This window comes from Sulfurimonas sp., assembly GCF_028714975.1.
Lineage (GTDB): Bacteria > Campylobacterota > Campylobacteria > Campylobacterales > Sulfurimonadaceae > Sulfurimonas.
This window is the reverse complement of sequence record NZ_JAQTLH010000002.1, coordinates 103,165-119,077: the sequence shown is the minus strand read 5'-3', so window position 1 is coordinate 119,077 and position 15,913 is coordinate 103,165. Positions and strand designations below refer to the sequence as shown.

The window sequence follows — 15,913 nt, the reverse complement described above, 5'->3', positions numbered from 1 at the left end:
ATCTAAAATAGTGTTAAGAGTTTTTAGAGGTATTTTCAATTACAAGCAGGAACTTTACCGCTATCTTTTGCGTACTCCATCAAAAATTGCATTAAATGGACTGCATTATCTTTTGATTCTTTATTTTTAAAATATTCATGAGAAGGCTTAGCTTTTTCATCACTGCTGCTTAAATGTACTTTCGCCAACTCTTCACCGTTGTTCTTCATAATCTGTTCCCACTCTCTAATATATTTTTTAGAGATAAACGTCTGTCCGCCCGGATGACATTTAGAACACTGTTTCAAATACTCTTTTTGCCCTTTATGCAATGCAGCATCTGCATTTGATAAAGCAAAAACAACCATAAATAAAGAAAAAATAAAAAACTTACCCATAAAGAAACCCCTTGTGTTTACTTATGCTACATTACACTTTATTATATTTACCTTACATTGAATAAAAAATAACACATTTTAAAACAAGATAGCTATAATTGATACTTTTTGTACAGTTTGTCTTCTAAATCCCATAGACCTTTACTTTTTAAAGAGTCTACTACGCTTTGCGTACAATCTACATCATCGGGCCATTCTCTGGTAAAACCGTCTAAGGCATTCTTCTTAGTTCCGTCCACACCGACCATCAATCCTGATACAAAAAGATCTCTTGTCGCGTCTATATTGTTCGTAACTCTCCAGATTAACATATAAGGATTAAATATATCATTTTTAGCATCATCTACAAATACAACTATCCTGATATGCGGGCTTAACTTCACAAGAGCTTCGAAGCAATTTTTTAAATTTTTAATCTTATTTACGGATATTACCGTTATAGGATTTTTAGTTCTTCTCATAAACTGATGCAGATTGACAGCTTCTGGGATAGCCTCTTTAACCCTTAATAGCAACTCCTCATCCCCAAGAAGCTCAGGAGCCTCTTGTTTTTGCGCTGACGTTACATCGATTCCTAATTTTCCACCCACCAAACTCTCGGCAGATGAATGGTCTAGTGCATCCAAAATTCCCTCGGTTACAAAAAGAGATTTCGGCGTAAATCTATCAAGTATATAAGCACTTAGAGTTTCATAGTTTTCCAACTTAGGAGCATTTTCATCTAAAAATATAGCGTGTTTAACGAAACTCATCTGCCCAGCACCCCAAAAAGCGTGCATAAACTGTTTTGCATGACCTTTATAATAAGGCTGCATTTTTGCCAAAATTAAGTTATGAAAACCCGCATTCTCCGGCATATGATAATCAAGCAGATCCGGTGCGGTGGTCTTTAAAAGCGGGAAAAATATCTTTCCGGTCGCCCAACCCATATACTTATCTTCAAGTGGGGGCTTACCGACAACCGTTGCTAAAAAAGTAGGATTTTTTTTCATTGTGATAGCGCTAACTTCCATAACCGGATACGGCTCTCTTAAAGTATAGTAGCCCGTATGATCTCCAAAAGGACCCTCAATTCTCATCTCACTGGTATCGACCCAACCCTCAATAACATAATCTACATCTTGCGGAATATAAAGAGGAGTCGTTAAAGATTTTACAAGTTTTGCAGGCTGTTTTTTTATAAGCCCATACATTAAAAGTTCATTGACACCATAAGGAAGAGGAGCAGTTGCGCACCATGTGTAGAGAGGATCTCCGCCGATTGCAACGCTAACAGGCATCTTTTTACCCGCTTTTTGATACTGGTCAAAAAAGTGTGAAGAGTCTTTATGAATCTGCCAGTGCATTCCTAGATGATTTTTATCATACACTTGAAGTCTGTACATACCAAGATTTACCATCTCGCCGTCTAAGCTTTGTGTATAAACTTGTCCCATTGTGATAAATGGACCGCCGTCTTGCTCCCACGTCGTAAGAACCGGAAGTCTATAAAGGTCTACATTTTCATCCAAATATTTTACTTCTTGACACGCTCCGCTCTTGCTTAGTTTCTTTGGAAATATATTTTTTAGGGAGAAGAGTTCACTAGCCATTGAGAGTTTATTTAAAAAACCCACAGGAGGTTTCAAATGCAGTAGCTTTGTTATTTCATCGGCAACAGATTCTATAGTTCTGCCAAAGAGGAGTTCACAGCGTTTATATGAACCAAAAAGATTCATAGCAACCGGCTCACTAAATTTTTTGCCGCTTTTTTTATCTACGACATTTGTAAAAAGAAGAGCTTTGCCGCCATCTTTTTTCTTTACCTCTGCATAAGCTAAATGAGGAATTTCAAGATAAATATCCAATTCTTGATCAATTACTCTCAACTCATCATTTTTCTTGAGTAACTCAATAGTTCTTTTCATAACTACTTATTTTCCATCATAGCTTCGGCACGGGCAAGCAGCTCTTTAGCACCTCTTGCAATAAACTCTGCAGCCATCTCTCTACCGATATTTTGGTAATCTCTTTTAGATGTTATTTTTGAATCACTTAACATCTCTGTTCCGTCCGGAAGTCCTAAAACTGCCTTGATACTAACGCTTCCATCTTCTAAAACAGATGCATTTACTCCGATTGGAACCTGACAGCCGCCCTCAAGCTCATCTACAAAAGATCTCTCGATAGTCGTCTCGATTCTGCTGTACTCATCTTCAAGTCCTGCAACAATTTTTAAAACTTCATCATCATTTACGGCTTCAATACCAAGCGCACCCTGCCCCATTGACGGAACCATCTCTTCAAGAGATATCGGATAAACATGTTTTACTGCATCTAAAAGCGATAGTCTGTTTATGCCTGCGGCAGCTAAAATAACGGCATCAAACTGACCCTCTTTAAGTTTTCTGATTCTTGTGTCAACATTTCCTCTTAAATCTTTTATAACCAAATCCGGACGAAGCTTCTCTATCTGCATACGACGGCGAAGCGAAGATGTACCTACTACTGCACCTTTTGGAAGAGCATCTATGTTTGGATATTTTTCAGATAAAAGAGCATCTCTTGAGTCTTCTCTCTCGGTAATAGCCGCTAAAAGCAGACCATCGGGCATTACGGTAGGAACATCTTTAAGTGAATGAACAGCTATTTGAGCCTCGCCTCTTAGCATAGCCTCTTCAAGCTCTTTTAAAAACAGACCTTTACCGCCGATTTTTGACAATGCTTTATCTTGGATACGATCTCCGGTTGTAATGATTACATTGAGTTCAACCTCAAGACCCGGATTTTGCTCCTCTAAAACAGCCTTAATGTGATTTGATTGCCAAAGTGCGAGTTGCGAACCTCTTGTTGCGATTATTAATTTTTTCATCTATTTTGCCTCTTTATATTTCATTTTTGTTTTATCTACCGTTCCGTCTAAAAACACGGTAGGAGTTCCGTTTACCATAAGCGCATCGGCTACTTTTAAATCATTTTGGAAATGTTTCAATACTTCCGATGAGATTAAATCAGCCATAGTAATATTAGAGTTCATAACTTTATTAAACTCTTTTAAAATCACCTCATTGCTCTTTTCTTTTGGATCTACATTTACTTTATAAAGGTTTAAAACAACATCTTTTGCACCTTTTAGCTCCAATGCTATTGCAGCCTTGATAAGTTCAACCGCAGATGGATGAAGAGATTCTAAAGGCAAGTGGTAATAATAGACTGCAAACTTATTAGGCTCTTTTTTCATATACTCTATTGCTTCAGGAACAAATTGTCTACAAAACGGGCAGAGAGGATCAGAAAAAATCACTACTTTATGCTTTGCATTTTCATTTCCGCAAACCAAATTTGCTTTATTGTAATACTCATTTTTAAACGGCAGCGAAACAAAATCACCCATATCCTTGCCGCTCTCTAAGTCAAACAACTCTTTAGTTATGACTTTACCGTCTGAGAACCAAATCATTTTTTGGACTACTTGACGATTGTCTTTTTTCAATATTGCATCCAATTCAACAAAATATGCACTCCAACCGCTGCGTTCTTTTACTGCGATTTTATTTGTAACCTTGATATTTATCGACTTTATATTTTGGTTATTACTAAATGATTTTTCTAAAAACTCCTCAACACGCTCATATGAGCTATCTGCCGCCGCCAATAAACTACTTAGAAGTGCTGTTGTCGCTAATAATTTCAACATCAATGACATCTATATCCTTTTCTCTATTATTTTTTTCATATTTTGTATTACACTTATTTGATTTTATATTATAACGATTAACAAGCATAGTCGTAAATACGCTAAACTGCAACAAAATACCTATAATATCCGTTAAAAATCCCGGGAGAATCAGTAAAATTGCTCCTAAAATCGTAAATAAATTTAAACTCTGAAACTGCCTTAAATCAATACAGTTATAAGAGACTGATCTGAGATTCTCTGTAAGCGTCGCTTTAAAATTAATCAATATGATTAATCCCAAAAACGCACTTATGATTATCTCAAAAAATGTTGCCAATCCACCTATCGCCGATGATATATTTACAAAAATTATAACCTCTAAAAATAGGTAAATAAGAAAATAAATCATTACTGAATCAATTCCATTATTTTACTATAAATAGTATCTGCACCGACCGAGATATTTTCTCTTGTTTTTCTATCGTAAACTTGAACTAAACCGTTTTCTAACTCTTTGCCTATGATAATCGTGTATGGAAACCCGATAAGCTCCGCATCTTTCATTTTAAAACCGAATCTCTCTTTTGAATCATCAAGCATAACCTCTACATTTGAAGCTTTGAGTTTCTCATACAACTCTTCGCCCAAATTAACTTGATTTACATCTTTTATATTTGAAATCATGATATTTACCACATACGGAGCAGTCGCTTTTGTCCAGATACATCCCTCTTCATCATGGTTTTGCTCGATGATAGCTGCTACAAGCCTGCTTACGCCTATACCGAATGTTGCCATTTCAAAAGGTTTTGCTCTGCCGTTTTCATCATTGAAATGCGCTTCTAATGCAGATGAGTATTTAGTGCCTAATTGAAAGATATGCCCTACTTCAATCCCTTTTCTAAAATGAAGCTCAGCTCCACATTCACATTTTTTAGAGATTTTTGACTCTAAGAGCTCCTCATAAGATGTTGCCTTTAGTGCATCAATCTCCTCTTCACTCTCAAATATTGTCTCTATATTTGCACCATAGTCACAAGTTTCACATACTACAAGAGTATCTTCACCGCTGTTTGCCAAAACATGAAACTCTTTGCTTCCTGTTCCGCCGATTGCTCCGCTGTCTGCTTCGACTACTCTAAAATCAAGACCGAGTCTTGTAAAAATCTTTTTATAAGTCTCCTCCATAAGGTGAAACTCTCTTACCATATCTTCTTGGCAAGAGTGAAAAGAGTATCCGTCTTTCATTAAAAACTCTCTACCGCGCATAAGCCCGTATCTAGGTCTTGCTTCATCACGAAACTTTGTATTTATCTGATACAGATTCAGAGGCAAATCTTTATAGCTTGTTACTCTGTTTTTTACTAGTTCCACCATAGCTTCTTCATTTGTAGGACTTAGCACGAACTCGTTTTCATGTCTGTCTTTTATGCGAAGCATCTCTTTTCCCATAGCTTCACAGCGACCGCTTCTCTCCCACAAACCGATCGGAGTAACAAAACTAAGCTGTACTTCCAAGCAGCCGGCACTGTCTAATTCCTCTTTTACGATAGCTCTAATTTTTTCCAGTACAATTTTGCCTAAGGGCATAAAATTATAAAGTCCGGCGCCCTGTTGATTTATAAAACCGCCTCTAAGTAAAAATTTGTGCGACGGCAGCGTTGCATCTGATGGCGCCTCTTTTGTCGTAGGTATAAAAGCTCTGCTTCTTCTCATTATCTTCCTTCTAAAATATTTAGGGCATGCTCACATTTGTATTTGTCAGGCATGTCATTTTTATCTTGTTTTATTAAAAACTGCAAAGCACTCGTTACCATATCGGATTTTGACTCTTCGGAAACGCTGCGCATCTTTGAAGTCATATCATGTAAAAACCTCTTCATAACCTGCTGGCTCATCTTATGAACTTGAGCTTCATACTCTTTTGGTATATAGCCGTTTTTTATAACTCTATCGCTCTCGACCTTTGCCGCTTCGTAAGCTTTTTGATAAATCTCTTTAATCATCGGTTCAATATTTAGAGTATCCAGCCATTCAAAAAATTCTACCGTACTTCGTCCGATAATACCGTGAGCTTTTCTTGCACCGTCTTCACGCAAGCTCATATTTTCATCTACGATATTTTTCAAATCATCAATTACATAGAGATTTATCTTCTCACCTTTATGATAGTTTATATCTCTTGGGAGTGCCAAATCAAACCAATATCTCTCAAAATCACACTGTTTTATAATCTCGTCCGTAACTATAGGCTCTGGTGCTGAAGTTGCGGTAAAAAGAATCTCAAACTCATTAACTGCATTTGGCAACTCGCTAAAATCTAAAACTTTTACCCCGCACTCATCGGCTAATTTTTGGGCTTTATATTTTGTCCTGTTCATGATATAAACATCGGCACCGTTTGATGCAAGATGTTTAGCCGTTATCTCAGACATCTCTCCTACGCCTATAACTAACGCTTTTTTACCCTCTACGCTATCTAAAACCGATTTTAGTTTTGCAACCGCAACACTGGCGATGGAGACCGGTTTTGAAGATATATCCGTTGCATTTCTAACTTTTGCGGCACATTTAAAAGCATTGTGCATTGCGCGAGCCAATTTTTGACCACAAAATCCATTGTCATATGAAAATCTAAAAGCATCTCTTAATTGTCCTGCAATTTGCGTCTCACCAATAACCATTGAATCGAGTGATGATGCAACACTAAAGAGGTGATGGATTGCGCTGCTGTCATCATATATGTCCGCCCTTCCTTCAAGCTCTTCTATTGAGATTCCGGATCTTGCTGCTAGCATCTCAAAAATATGCTGTGTTGCCAGAGCTATATCGCTGCAGCTGCAAAGCACCTCCATGCGATTGCATGTAGATATTAAAACGGACTCGTTGATTGCTTCACCGGAGTTTAATTTTGCAAGACATGCCCTTAGAGCATCGTCATCTTTGTAAGAGAGCTTTTCTCTGACTTCCAGAGTTGAGTTTTTATGTGAAAAGCTTATGTTTAAATAGTGCATTAATAACTTCTTTTTATCATAGTTTGTAAAATATTTACCAGCTCGGTATCATCTTTCATTACGCTCATAGCCTCATTTGAGAGTTTTTGTGCCAACTCAAAAGATTTTTCAATGGTTTTATGCTCTTGCATTTTTTGTTTAATCCAAAGAGCATCCTGCTCATCCAACATTTTTGCATGTAAGCTGACTAACTTTTTTTTATCATCGTCATTTAAAACTTTGTAAAGATAGATGTAAGGCAGTGTACATTTACCCTCTACAAAATCGTTCATAGCAGGCTTTCCAAGAGTTGCCGCATCGGCTGTGATATCTAAAATATCATCTATTATTTGAAAAGAGAGACCGAGATTTTTTCCATATAACGCATGGGATGCAGAATCTTTACCTGCTAAAATAGCGGCAGACTCTGCGGCCGCTTCAATTAAAGTAGCAGTTTTAAGGTACAACATATCAAGATATTTCTCTTCATCACCGTTAAACTCATCTGCCATCTTAACATCCATCATTTCACCCTTACTAAGAGCGGTAACGGAAGATGCGACTATTTTTGCGATATCTCTCTCAAACGAAACGAGTTCCGTAAATGCTTTTGAGTAGAGTATATCTCCAAGCATTACGGCTGTTTTGCTTCCATCCGTTGCATTTACCGAAGCCACTCCGCGTCTAAGCGTAGCTTCATCTATTACATCATCATGAAGCAGACTTGCTCCGTGAATAAGCTCAACGATTGCAGCAAGCAGAGGAGCTTTTTCGCTAGAGTGAGCTATCTTTAAAATTAGTTTTGCGCGAAGCCTTTTTCCGCCTTGAAGCATCTCAAAAAGACGAGTTACTTCATCATAATTTATCTCTTTAATTAATCTCTCAATCTCTCTCTCAACTCTTTGCATATTCTCTCTTTTTACACGCAAAATGAGCAAAGCCCATTTTGCTACGCTAGCCGCTTTGGCACTAAAGTCTGCCTCTTTTGAGGCAGAAAACTTCGTTTTATTGCAAGAAATTTATTTCTTTAACTCTTCTAAGTATATTTGCTCTTTTTCATCAAACAAAAAAATCTCAAATAGAGCCTGTTTTGAATCTTCTTTAAACTCTTTAAATTTAACCAATATATACGGTGCGTTATGAAAAGTTGCACCTTTTGTCTTCAACTCTACTCTAAAACTTTGATTTTCATGTCTTAAATAGAGCATACTCTGGGCAACTATCTTATCATAAGACCTAAAAACAACAAGTCCGCCGTTTTTATAAAGTGTCCATCTAAACTGAAATAACTTCTCTTTATTTGCGTATTTTACAAGAATTTTCTTTTGCTCATCTTTTTTTAGTAATATTTCCTTAGTTTCTGTTACATCACTTGCAAATATGAAACTAAAACTAAATGCTAAAAAAAGAAACAGTCGCAAAAAAATTTTCAACTATTCGCTCTGTGAAAGTATAGTACCCATTAGTTCGATATAGAGACTTTTTGAATGTTCATCAACTTCATCTCTACTTGAAAGCATAAATCTTTGAATATCTCTGTCTACATTTTCACCGAATTTTTCTGTCATCATAAGCTCCATAGCAGCCGTTCTGTCGATAAAATTTTGCAATTCGGCTCTTACTCTGTCGTTATTTGCATTAAATATTACATCCATTAATTTACTCTTTGGCGAGCCCATAAATATATCGTCTTCGTCTTCAAATAGTCCGTACATCTCATATCCTATAGTTTTAATAATGACGCGATTATAACATCACTAATCTAATAATGTCTTAACGCCTGACATTAAGTCACATTTTTCTATAATTCCAAAATGAAAATATATGACTTTTTAATTATCGGAGCCGGAAGTGCCGGATGCAATATTGCCCACTACTTGCAAAAAAATGGTAAAAAAATTGCTGTTATAGATAAAGAGGGCATTGCCGGCGGCGGCAGCGGAGCTGCAGGTGCGTTTTTATCTCCGCTTCCGGGAAAAGAGAATCCCTATAACAGTTTTGTAAACAGCGCCCTTATGTATAGCCTTAAATTTTATGAAGAGTTTGCACCCCAAGCGCTCAACAAAAGAGGTGTTTTAAGAGTTGCAAATAATAACTTTGAGAGTGAAAAACTTCAATCTAACAGTATAAAAAGCAGATATCTAAATACAAAAGAGCTGCAAGAGATATCGCAAAACTTTACCCAAATTGATGGGTATTTTTACGAAAATGCAGCTATTTTAAATCCAAATGAGATTTGCAAAAAACTCATAGAAAAGTGTGATTTTTATAAAGAAGATGTAAGCGAATTAATCTTTGAAGATGGATTTTATATTTTTGAAAACTTCAAAGCAAAAACCGTCATACTGGCTCAAGGTGTTATAAAACCGTTAGTTCAAACTCCATACATAGAGATATCTCCGATTTTTGGGGTTAAAATAGATGTAAAAACAACAACGAAAGTGCCGTTTAACATACACAAATCCATCTCTATCTCAACAAACAAAAGTGACGGCACGGTTGCTATCGGTGCCACAAAAGAGAGACACGACACCGCAAAAATGGAGTGCATTACCTCGTGTGACAAGTGTGCTTTTTATGTAAATAGCGAGCAGGGACAAATCGAAACTCTCCTAAGGGAAGCAGACGAGCTGATAAAACTAGAAAATTTAGAAGTCGTAAAAATTTACAGAGGTGCAAGAGCGACGATAAAGAGCTATTTTCCAGTAATAGGCAAAGTTGTAAACTTTAATGAGAGCTTAAAAAAATATCCCTCAATCAAAAACGGCACAAAAATCCCGCCGAACCTGTTAGAGTACTATCCTAATCTCTACATCATCAACGCTCTGGGCTCAAGAGGTTTTGTTCTCGCTCCATACTTGGCAAAAATATTGGGTGAAAATATTCTAAATGATACACCTATGCCAAAGGAGCTATCAAGCGAGAAACTCTTTTATAAAACGGCTAGAAAGAACTAAATATAGATTTATACAACTATCTGCGTTCCTATACCTGCCGATGTGAAAAGCTCTAGCAGCATCGAGTGTTCTATTCTGCCGTCTATGATGTGAGCTTTTTGCACGCCGCCCTCGATTGCTTCAAGGCAAGCATCGACTTTTGGTACCATTCCGCCGTGGATAGTTCCATCAGCCTTAAGTGCTTCAACTTCAGCTTTTGTAAGCGTGCTAAAGAGCTCTTTGTTGTTGTTTAAAACTCCGGCTGTATCCGTTAAAAATATGATTTTGTTCGCACCTATCGCTTTTGCAACATACGAAGCACATAAATCCGCATTTATGTTAAATCCCGGATGTCCCATCTCTGAACCTGCTGCAATTGGTGCGATAACAGGGATAAATTTTTCAGCTATCAAATTTGAGATAACTTCAGCTTTTACATCCGTAATATTTCCCGTAAGTCCCCATTTTGCGAAGTCTTTGGATTTTGCAGAGATAAAATGAGCATCTTTTCCGCTGATGCCTATCGCTTTTGCGCCATGAGAGTTCAAGAGTGATACTATCTCTTTGTTTATCTCTCCGCTAAGTACCATCTCGACAATTCTCATAACCTCTTTTGAAGTGACTCTCTGACCGTCTATAAATTTAGTATCAATTTTTAGAGCATCTAACATCTCGTTTATCTGTCTGCCTCCGCCGTGAACGATAACCGGCTTAATGCCTACAAGATACATAAGCAGAATATCTTCGGCAAACTTCTCTTTTAACTGCGGTGACTCTTGTGCCGAACCGCCGTATTTTATGACTATCGTTTCACCTCTGAACTCTTTTATAAACGGCAGAGCTTCAAGAAGCGTTTGAACTGTTTCAATCTTTTTTTGCATTACTGTTTCCTCTATAATTATCTATTATTTTAAAAATATTTTCATTAACTTCCACATGTAAATCAAGTAGTGAAAGCGGTAAATCAAACTGCTCTAATTTTACAAAATCTTTGTAAGTAACCAAAATTGAGCTTGCCTTGTCTCTTTGAATAATCTTGGAAATCTCATCTTTTGTAAACGAGTGATGGTCCTCAAAGTAATTTTTACTCACAACTTGAGGCAAATAACCATCAAGGCGCTGCGGTCTTGCTATGGCAGTTACAAGCGACATTTTATCACTTTTATTTTTAAGTTCAACTACTCTTTTAAAATCAATCCCCTCTTTTACGACAACAGCCTCTTTTTCTTTCCAAAGTCTCTCCCTAAAAGCTCCTGATGGCAGACAAGATGAATTTTTACTTTGTACATCTATGAGAATGTCAAGCTTTTTTATATCGTGCTTTGAGTAGGCGTCATCTAAAAATATAATTTTTGCACCCATCTCTTTGGCTTTTATAATACCTTTTTTTCTATCTTCGCTTACTATAACTATGGCATTTGGCACTTTTTTTGCGTATATCATAGCCTCATCACCGCTAGTACTTACATCGATTAATATTTTTTCTCCGTCACTTACCACAAAAAGTCCGCGGCTCTCTCGTCCGTATCCGCGAAGAACTACCGCCGCATTTTCATATCTTGATGCAAGAGCGGTTACAAGCGGCGTTTTACCGCTTCCTCCGACACTAAGATTTCCGATGCTGATGATATCAACGCCGAAATCCTGCGGTTTTTTGCTTTTAAATCGCATATACATAATAAAACAGTAAATAAAACTAAGAGGCAGAAGCAAAAGAGAGATAATTTTTTGAACGAAATTTGGGTTGTAGAAATACTCTTCAACCCAAAAGACTACCATCTTACGCATTAACGAACAAGTCCGTCAATGCTACGCTAGCCGCTTTGGCACTGAAGCTAGCCGCATAAAGCGGCAGATTATCTAACATAAACTTATACCCTAGTCGATGCTACGGATTTGATTTTATCTATAACATACTGCACTTCTTTATCTTGCATTCTAGGATAAATCGGAAGCGACATTACCTGCTGATAAGTTGTAAGCGCAACCGGAAAATTATTTACTTTTAGCGAATATTTGTGTTTATAGTACGATAAAAAGTGAAGAGGTATATAGTGAACTCCGACCTCAACACCATGTTTTTTTAGCTCCAGTGCAAAAGAGTCTCTATTTTTATCTACTTTTATAATATAAAGAGAGTAAGGATGTTCATCGCTAATCGGCTTAGGTATAGTTATATGATTTACTCCTGCAAGAGCTTTGTTATACATCTCAGCTATCTCTTTTACTCTTACAAGATTGTTATCCTGCTCTTTAATTTGCGCTCTTATGTACGCCGCATCCAACTGACTCATCGAATAATCAAACCCTATATCGACTACATCATATATGTACTCCAAAGAATCCTCGTCTCTCTTCATTCCGTGAGAACTTAAAAGTTTTGCACGCTCCATAATCTCTTGTGAGTTTGAAACAATCATACCGCCGTTACAAACATCTTTTTTCAGATGAGACGAAAAGTTAAAACATGTTATATCCGCTCCTGTCGAGCCTATTTTGTCACCTTTGTATGTAGCCCCTAATGCTTCGCTCGCATCTTCTACGATTTTTACATCATAAATGGTCGCCATTCTATAAAGTCTATCCAAGTCAACACACTGTCCTGCTATATGCGTAACAATAACGGCTTTTAGTTTTTTAGCCTTGTTATCTTCCAGATATGCCTCTAGTTTATCAAGATTTATATTGTAAGTTTGCGAATCTATATCTATAAAAACAGGCTCTGCGTCAAAGTGGCGGACGACTTCGGGAACATTCGGATGTGCATTTACGGAACAAACTACTTTATCACCGCGTTTTAAATCAAGCGCTAACATAGCCAAATGAAGCGCCGATGTTCCATGTGAAGTAGCTTGTGCATAATCTGCACCGATATATGCGGCAAACTCCTCTTCTAGCTCCGCTACCTGATTTATCTCTTCACCGTCTAAAACATCACTAACATTTGAGTGTGCCTCTCTGCTGCTTTCATATTTACAAAATGCAATTTTCATCCCTTGCTCCTTATAGTGTTATATCTCTTGGATAGTTAAAATCGTGGTTTATAGTTCTTGAGGTCAGTTTTGCGATAAGCGGCATTTTTCTCTTAAACTGATTGCGAAAAATCCGCTCTATAATCATTTCCAGCATATCTTTATCACATCCTCTTTTAATTATATCTTCTTTAGTGAGTCTCTCTTCAACATAAAGCTTAAGCGCTTCATCAAGTCGGGCATAACTATACCCCAAATCAGCCTCATCGCTCTGTCCATGCCACAAATCGGCAGAAGGAGCTTTTTTTATAATAGCTTTTGAGACACCCAAATACTCCGCCAACTCATAAATTTCACTCTTATACAAATCGCCTATCGGGTTTAACGCACTCGCCAAATCTCCGTAAAGCGTTCCGTAACCGAGCATCAATTCACTTTTATTGCTGGTACCCAAAACCAAAGCTCTCTGTTTTGCCGAAATGTCAAAAATAGTAGCCATTCTAAGCCGTGCAGAGATATTTCCGCGTCTAAGATTATCCATATCGGGATTTAACTCTTCATAAGCTCTTAGCATAGGTTCAATTGAAGCCGTGATGACATTTAATCCAAAATCACGACAAAGCTCATCGGCATCATCAAGAGAATTTTGCGAAGAGTAGTGTGAGGGCATTTTTACGCACAAGAGATTATCTTTAAACACTCTATGAGCGAGCACGGCTACAACGGCAGAATCTATCCCGCCGCTCAGACCAAGCACAACATTACCCAATCCTGTTTTGCGAACTTCATCATTTAAAAAATAGCACAAATACTCTGTTATTTGCTCATACTTTTTCATCATAAACCTTTGAGAAACTTCGAAGTGCCCAAGGGCATAAGAAAAATTATTATATCAAATTTTGGTAACCAATGTTATAATTTTGCGAAAAAGAGCATTACATATGAATATAAAAGTAAAACCTATGGGTGAATATCAAACAAACTGCTACATAGTAACGGTTAATGGAAAAGATTTTATAATAGATCCGGGAATGGGTGCTACAAAATGGGTTATGGATAATGTTAAAAATCCGGTTGCAATTTTAAATACACACGGTCATTTTGACCATGTTTGGAGCAATGCCGAATTACAAGAGAAACTAAAAATTCCGCTCTACACCCCAAAAGAGGACACAATGTTACTCTCAAGCAGCTCATGGATGCCAGATTTACCGCCGTCAAAACCTGATGTAGAAGTGGAACCCAATCAAGAGCTTGATTTTGGAGGAGTTAAAGTTAAATTTACTCACTTTCCCGGACACACTCCCGGATGTTCAACGATAGAAATTGAAGATGCGATGTTTAGCGGTGATTTCATTTTTGAACGCTCTATCGGGCGCACAGATTTTCCATACTCTTCTCCAAAGCAGATGAGAGAGTCTCTTGAACAATTTAAGAAAATTCCATACGATAAAACTATATATCCGGGGCACGGAGGAACTACGACTATCAGACAGGAGCAACAGTATAGTGATTATTGGATAGGAAATCTTTAATGATTACCTATTCATCGTCATCTTCCGTATCGGTCAACCTTAACTTTAAAACATGTCTATCAGTTACGACAGTTTTAAACTCGCCCTCAAAAACTTTTATCTCTAATACATGTCCCGTTACATGCACATTTCTTTTTCTACCCTCTTTATGACGGACTTTAGCGACAAAGTTTACTATATCGCCAAATTTTACTGGTGATAAAAACTGACAGTCACTTGCCACTAAAACAACATTTTTTTCATTAACGGCAGCCATAGCGGCATAATCGGCGGCACTGAAAATAAATCCGCCGTGTATCAGATTTTTAGAATCGGCAATCATGTCATGATTTGTTACCAATTTTAATTCTATATACCCTGTTTCTAGTTTCTCTATCTCTCCGCATAAATCTTGATTTATTCTCTCATGCGTTTTTAATATAACATCATCTTTGTTTTTATATCCATCTATATCTAACCCTTCATCATCTTCAAAAAGATCTTCTGCATTACCCATTATCTCTTATCCTTAATCAATTTTACATATACTCTAGCAGGTGCCGGATAACCTTCAACCGTTTTAGTATTGTCGTTTTTATCTAAAAAATCCTCTAGCGACTGCCCCTCAATCCAAGAAGTTTTTCTTTGCTCATTACTATCCGTAGTAGAAGTTTCTAAAACCTCAAAACTATCAAACCCCGCTCTTAAACACCAATTTCTCAAAGCTTTTATAGTCGGTACAAAATAGATATTGGGTATCTTGGAGTATGACGACTCGGGACACAAACACATCTCATCATCACTATCAATATAAAAAGTGTCCAATATTACTTCACCCTCATTGTCAAGCCCCTTATAAAGAGATTTTAACATTCCGATGGGATCACTTCTATGATAAAGAACACCCAAACAAAAGATGGTATCAAACTTTTCCTCATAAAATTCCAAATGCTCAACACCCAAAAGTTCATAAACAATATCGCTCTTTACAAAATGATTTATAAAATCAAATTGTGTTTTATATAAGGGCGACGGATCAAAACCGACAAGGGATTTAGGAGAATCTTCTTGCATCCTAAAAAGATAGTATCCGTTGTTACATCCTATATCGGCAACTCTTTTATCTTTTAAATTAAAATGTTTTCGCAAAAGGTTGTATTTTATATTGCTTCTCCATTCGGAGTCTATATACGTGTCAAAAAGCTCAAACGGACCTTTTCTCCAAGGCATCATCATTCTAGCTACACTCTCTACATATAAAGGGTCATTAATCTCACCGCTAATTGTAACGGCATCACCGAGTTTCACTTCCCAAGAACCGTCTTGTAAACTATCAAGTGCCTCTCTAAGCGGAGCTATATTTTTCCATCTCATCCACTTCTCTCTTTGATTTCTCAACTCTTGTAAATTCATTTACACAACCGCCCTATTCATCATAATTACCATAATCTATAATTTTAATA

Annotated in this window: 18 protein-coding genes; 2 read left to right on the top strand and 16 right to left on the bottom strand. The window is 37.1% G+C overall.

What is annotated here, in order from left to right:
* Positions 1-35: 35 nt before the first annotated feature.
* The 10 genes from PHQ93_RS02495 to PHQ93_RS02450 all read right to left on the bottom strand — a co-directional run bounded on the left by PHQ93_RS02495 (position 36) and on the right by PHQ93_RS02450 (position 8,743).
* Positions 36-377 carry a cytochrome C gene (locus PHQ93_RS02495; protein ID WP_299940436.1) on the bottom strand — a complete coding sequence of 114 codons (342 nt, stop codon included), beginning with the start codon at positions 375-377 and terminating at the stop codon, positions 36-38.
* Between the two features lie 92 nt (positions 378-469).
* Positions 470-2,284 carry a menaquinone biosynthesis decarboxylase gene (locus PHQ93_RS02490; protein WP_299940433.1) on the bottom strand — a complete coding sequence of 605 codons (1,815 nt, stop codon included), beginning with the start codon at positions 2,282-2,284 and terminating at the stop codon, positions 470-472.
* A gap of 2 nt (positions 2,285-2,286) precedes the next feature.
* Positions 2,287-3,228 carry a hydroxymethylbilane synthase gene (gene hemC / locus PHQ93_RS02485; protein WP_299940430.1) on the bottom strand — a complete coding sequence of 314 codons (942 nt, stop codon included), beginning with the start codon at positions 3,226-3,228 and terminating at the stop codon, positions 2,287-2,289.
* Entirely contained in the window at positions 3,229-4,062 is an 834-nt protein-coding gene (locus PHQ93_RS02480; protein WP_299940428.1) for a thioredoxin domain-containing protein, read from the bottom strand.
* Positions 4,016-4,444, bottom strand: coding sequence for an FxsA family protein (locus tag PHQ93_RS02475; protein ID WP_299940425.1), 429 nt, complete (start codon positions 4,442-4,444; stop codon positions 4,016-4,018). Before PHQ93_RS02475 ends, PHQ93_RS02480 begins: the two co-directional genes overlap by 47 nt.
* The gene (gene proS / locus PHQ93_RS02470; protein ID WP_299940423.1) at positions 4,444-5,751 is read right to left on the bottom strand and encodes a proline--tRNA ligase; all 1,308 of its coding nucleotides are present in this window, start codon (positions 5,749-5,751) and stop codon (positions 4,444-4,446) included. The genes PHQ93_RS02475 and proS overlap by 1 nt, the downstream gene beginning before the upstream one ends.
* A complete protein-coding gene (gene hemA, locus PHQ93_RS02465; RefSeq protein ID WP_299940421.1) occupies positions 5,751-7,049 on the bottom strand; it encodes a glutamyl-tRNA reductase in 1,299 nt (432 codons plus the stop codon). Before hemA ends, proS begins: the two co-directional genes overlap by 1 nt.
* Entirely contained in the window at positions 7,049-7,936 is an 888-nt protein-coding gene (locus tag PHQ93_RS02460) for a polyprenyl synthetase family protein (RefSeq protein ID WP_299940418.1), read from the bottom strand. Before PHQ93_RS02460 ends, hemA begins: the two co-directional genes overlap by 1 nt.
* A 111-nt stretch (positions 7,937-8,047) precedes the next feature.
* Positions 8,048-8,461 (bottom strand): hypothetical protein, encoded by a 414-nt coding sequence (locus PHQ93_RS02455; RefSeq protein ID WP_299940417.1) that lies wholly within the window; start codon positions 8,459-8,461, stop codon positions 8,048-8,050.
* Positions 8,462-8,743, bottom strand: a complete 282-nt coding sequence (locus tag PHQ93_RS02450) for a DUF2018 family protein (RefSeq protein ID WP_299940415.1) — start codon at positions 8,741-8,743, stop codon at positions 8,462-8,464. It lies immediately after the preceding gene.
* A gap of 99 nt (positions 8,744-8,842) precedes the next feature.
* Here PHQ93_RS02450 and PHQ93_RS02445 point away from each other — a divergent pair, with 99 nt between their 5' ends.
* Complete coding sequence (locus PHQ93_RS02445) at positions 8,843-9,985, top strand: FAD-dependent oxidoreductase (protein ID WP_299940412.1); 1,143 nt, start codon at positions 8,843-8,845, stop codon at positions 9,983-9,985.
* 8 nt (positions 9,986-9,993) lie between these two features.
* Here PHQ93_RS02445 and argB read toward each other — a convergent pair whose 3' ends face one another.
* The 4 genes from argB to PHQ93_RS02425 form a co-directional block, all read right to left on the bottom strand.
* On the bottom strand, positions 9,994-10,845 hold the full coding sequence (gene argB, locus PHQ93_RS02440) for an acetylglutamate kinase (protein WP_299940409.1): 852 nt from the start codon (positions 10,843-10,845) through the stop codon (positions 9,994-9,996).
* A complete protein-coding gene (locus tag PHQ93_RS02435) occupies positions 10,829-11,752 on the bottom strand; it encodes a tetraacyldisaccharide 4'-kinase (RefSeq protein WP_299940406.1) in 924 nt (307 codons plus the stop codon). Before PHQ93_RS02435 ends, argB begins: the two co-directional genes overlap by 17 nt.
* Before the next feature lie 83 nt (positions 11,753-11,835).
* Entirely contained in the window at positions 11,836-12,957 is a 1,122-nt protein-coding gene (locus PHQ93_RS02430; protein ID WP_299940404.1) for a DegT/DnrJ/EryC1/StrS aminotransferase family protein, read from the bottom strand.
* 10 nt (positions 12,958-12,967) lie between these two features.
* Complete coding sequence (locus PHQ93_RS02425) at positions 12,968-13,777, bottom strand: NAD+ synthase (RefSeq protein WP_299940403.1); 810 nt, start codon at positions 13,775-13,777, stop codon at positions 12,968-12,970.
* A gap of 100 nt (positions 13,778-13,877) precedes the next feature.
* Here PHQ93_RS02425 and PHQ93_RS02420 point away from each other — a divergent pair, with 100 nt between their 5' ends.
* Positions 13,878-14,471: an MBL fold metallo-hydrolase gene (locus tag PHQ93_RS02420; protein WP_299940401.1), complete on the top strand. Its 594-nt coding sequence runs from the start codon at positions 13,878-13,880 to the stop codon at positions 14,469-14,471.
* Between the two features lie 7 nt (positions 14,472-14,478).
* Here PHQ93_RS02420 and PHQ93_RS02415 read toward each other — a convergent pair whose 3' ends face one another.
* Positions 14,479-14,967 carry a hotdog domain-containing protein gene (locus PHQ93_RS02415; protein WP_299940398.1) on the bottom strand — a complete coding sequence of 163 codons (489 nt, stop codon included), beginning with the start codon at positions 14,965-14,967 and terminating at the stop codon, positions 14,479-14,481.
* The gene (gene cmoB, locus PHQ93_RS02410) at positions 14,967-15,863 is read right to left on the bottom strand and encodes a tRNA 5-methoxyuridine(34)/uridine 5-oxyacetic acid(34) synthase CmoB (protein WP_299940396.1); all 897 of its coding nucleotides are present in this window, start codon (positions 15,861-15,863) and stop codon (positions 14,967-14,969) included. Before cmoB ends, PHQ93_RS02415 begins: the two co-directional genes overlap by 1 nt.
* Between the last annotated feature and the right edge of the window lie 50 nt (positions 15,864-15,913).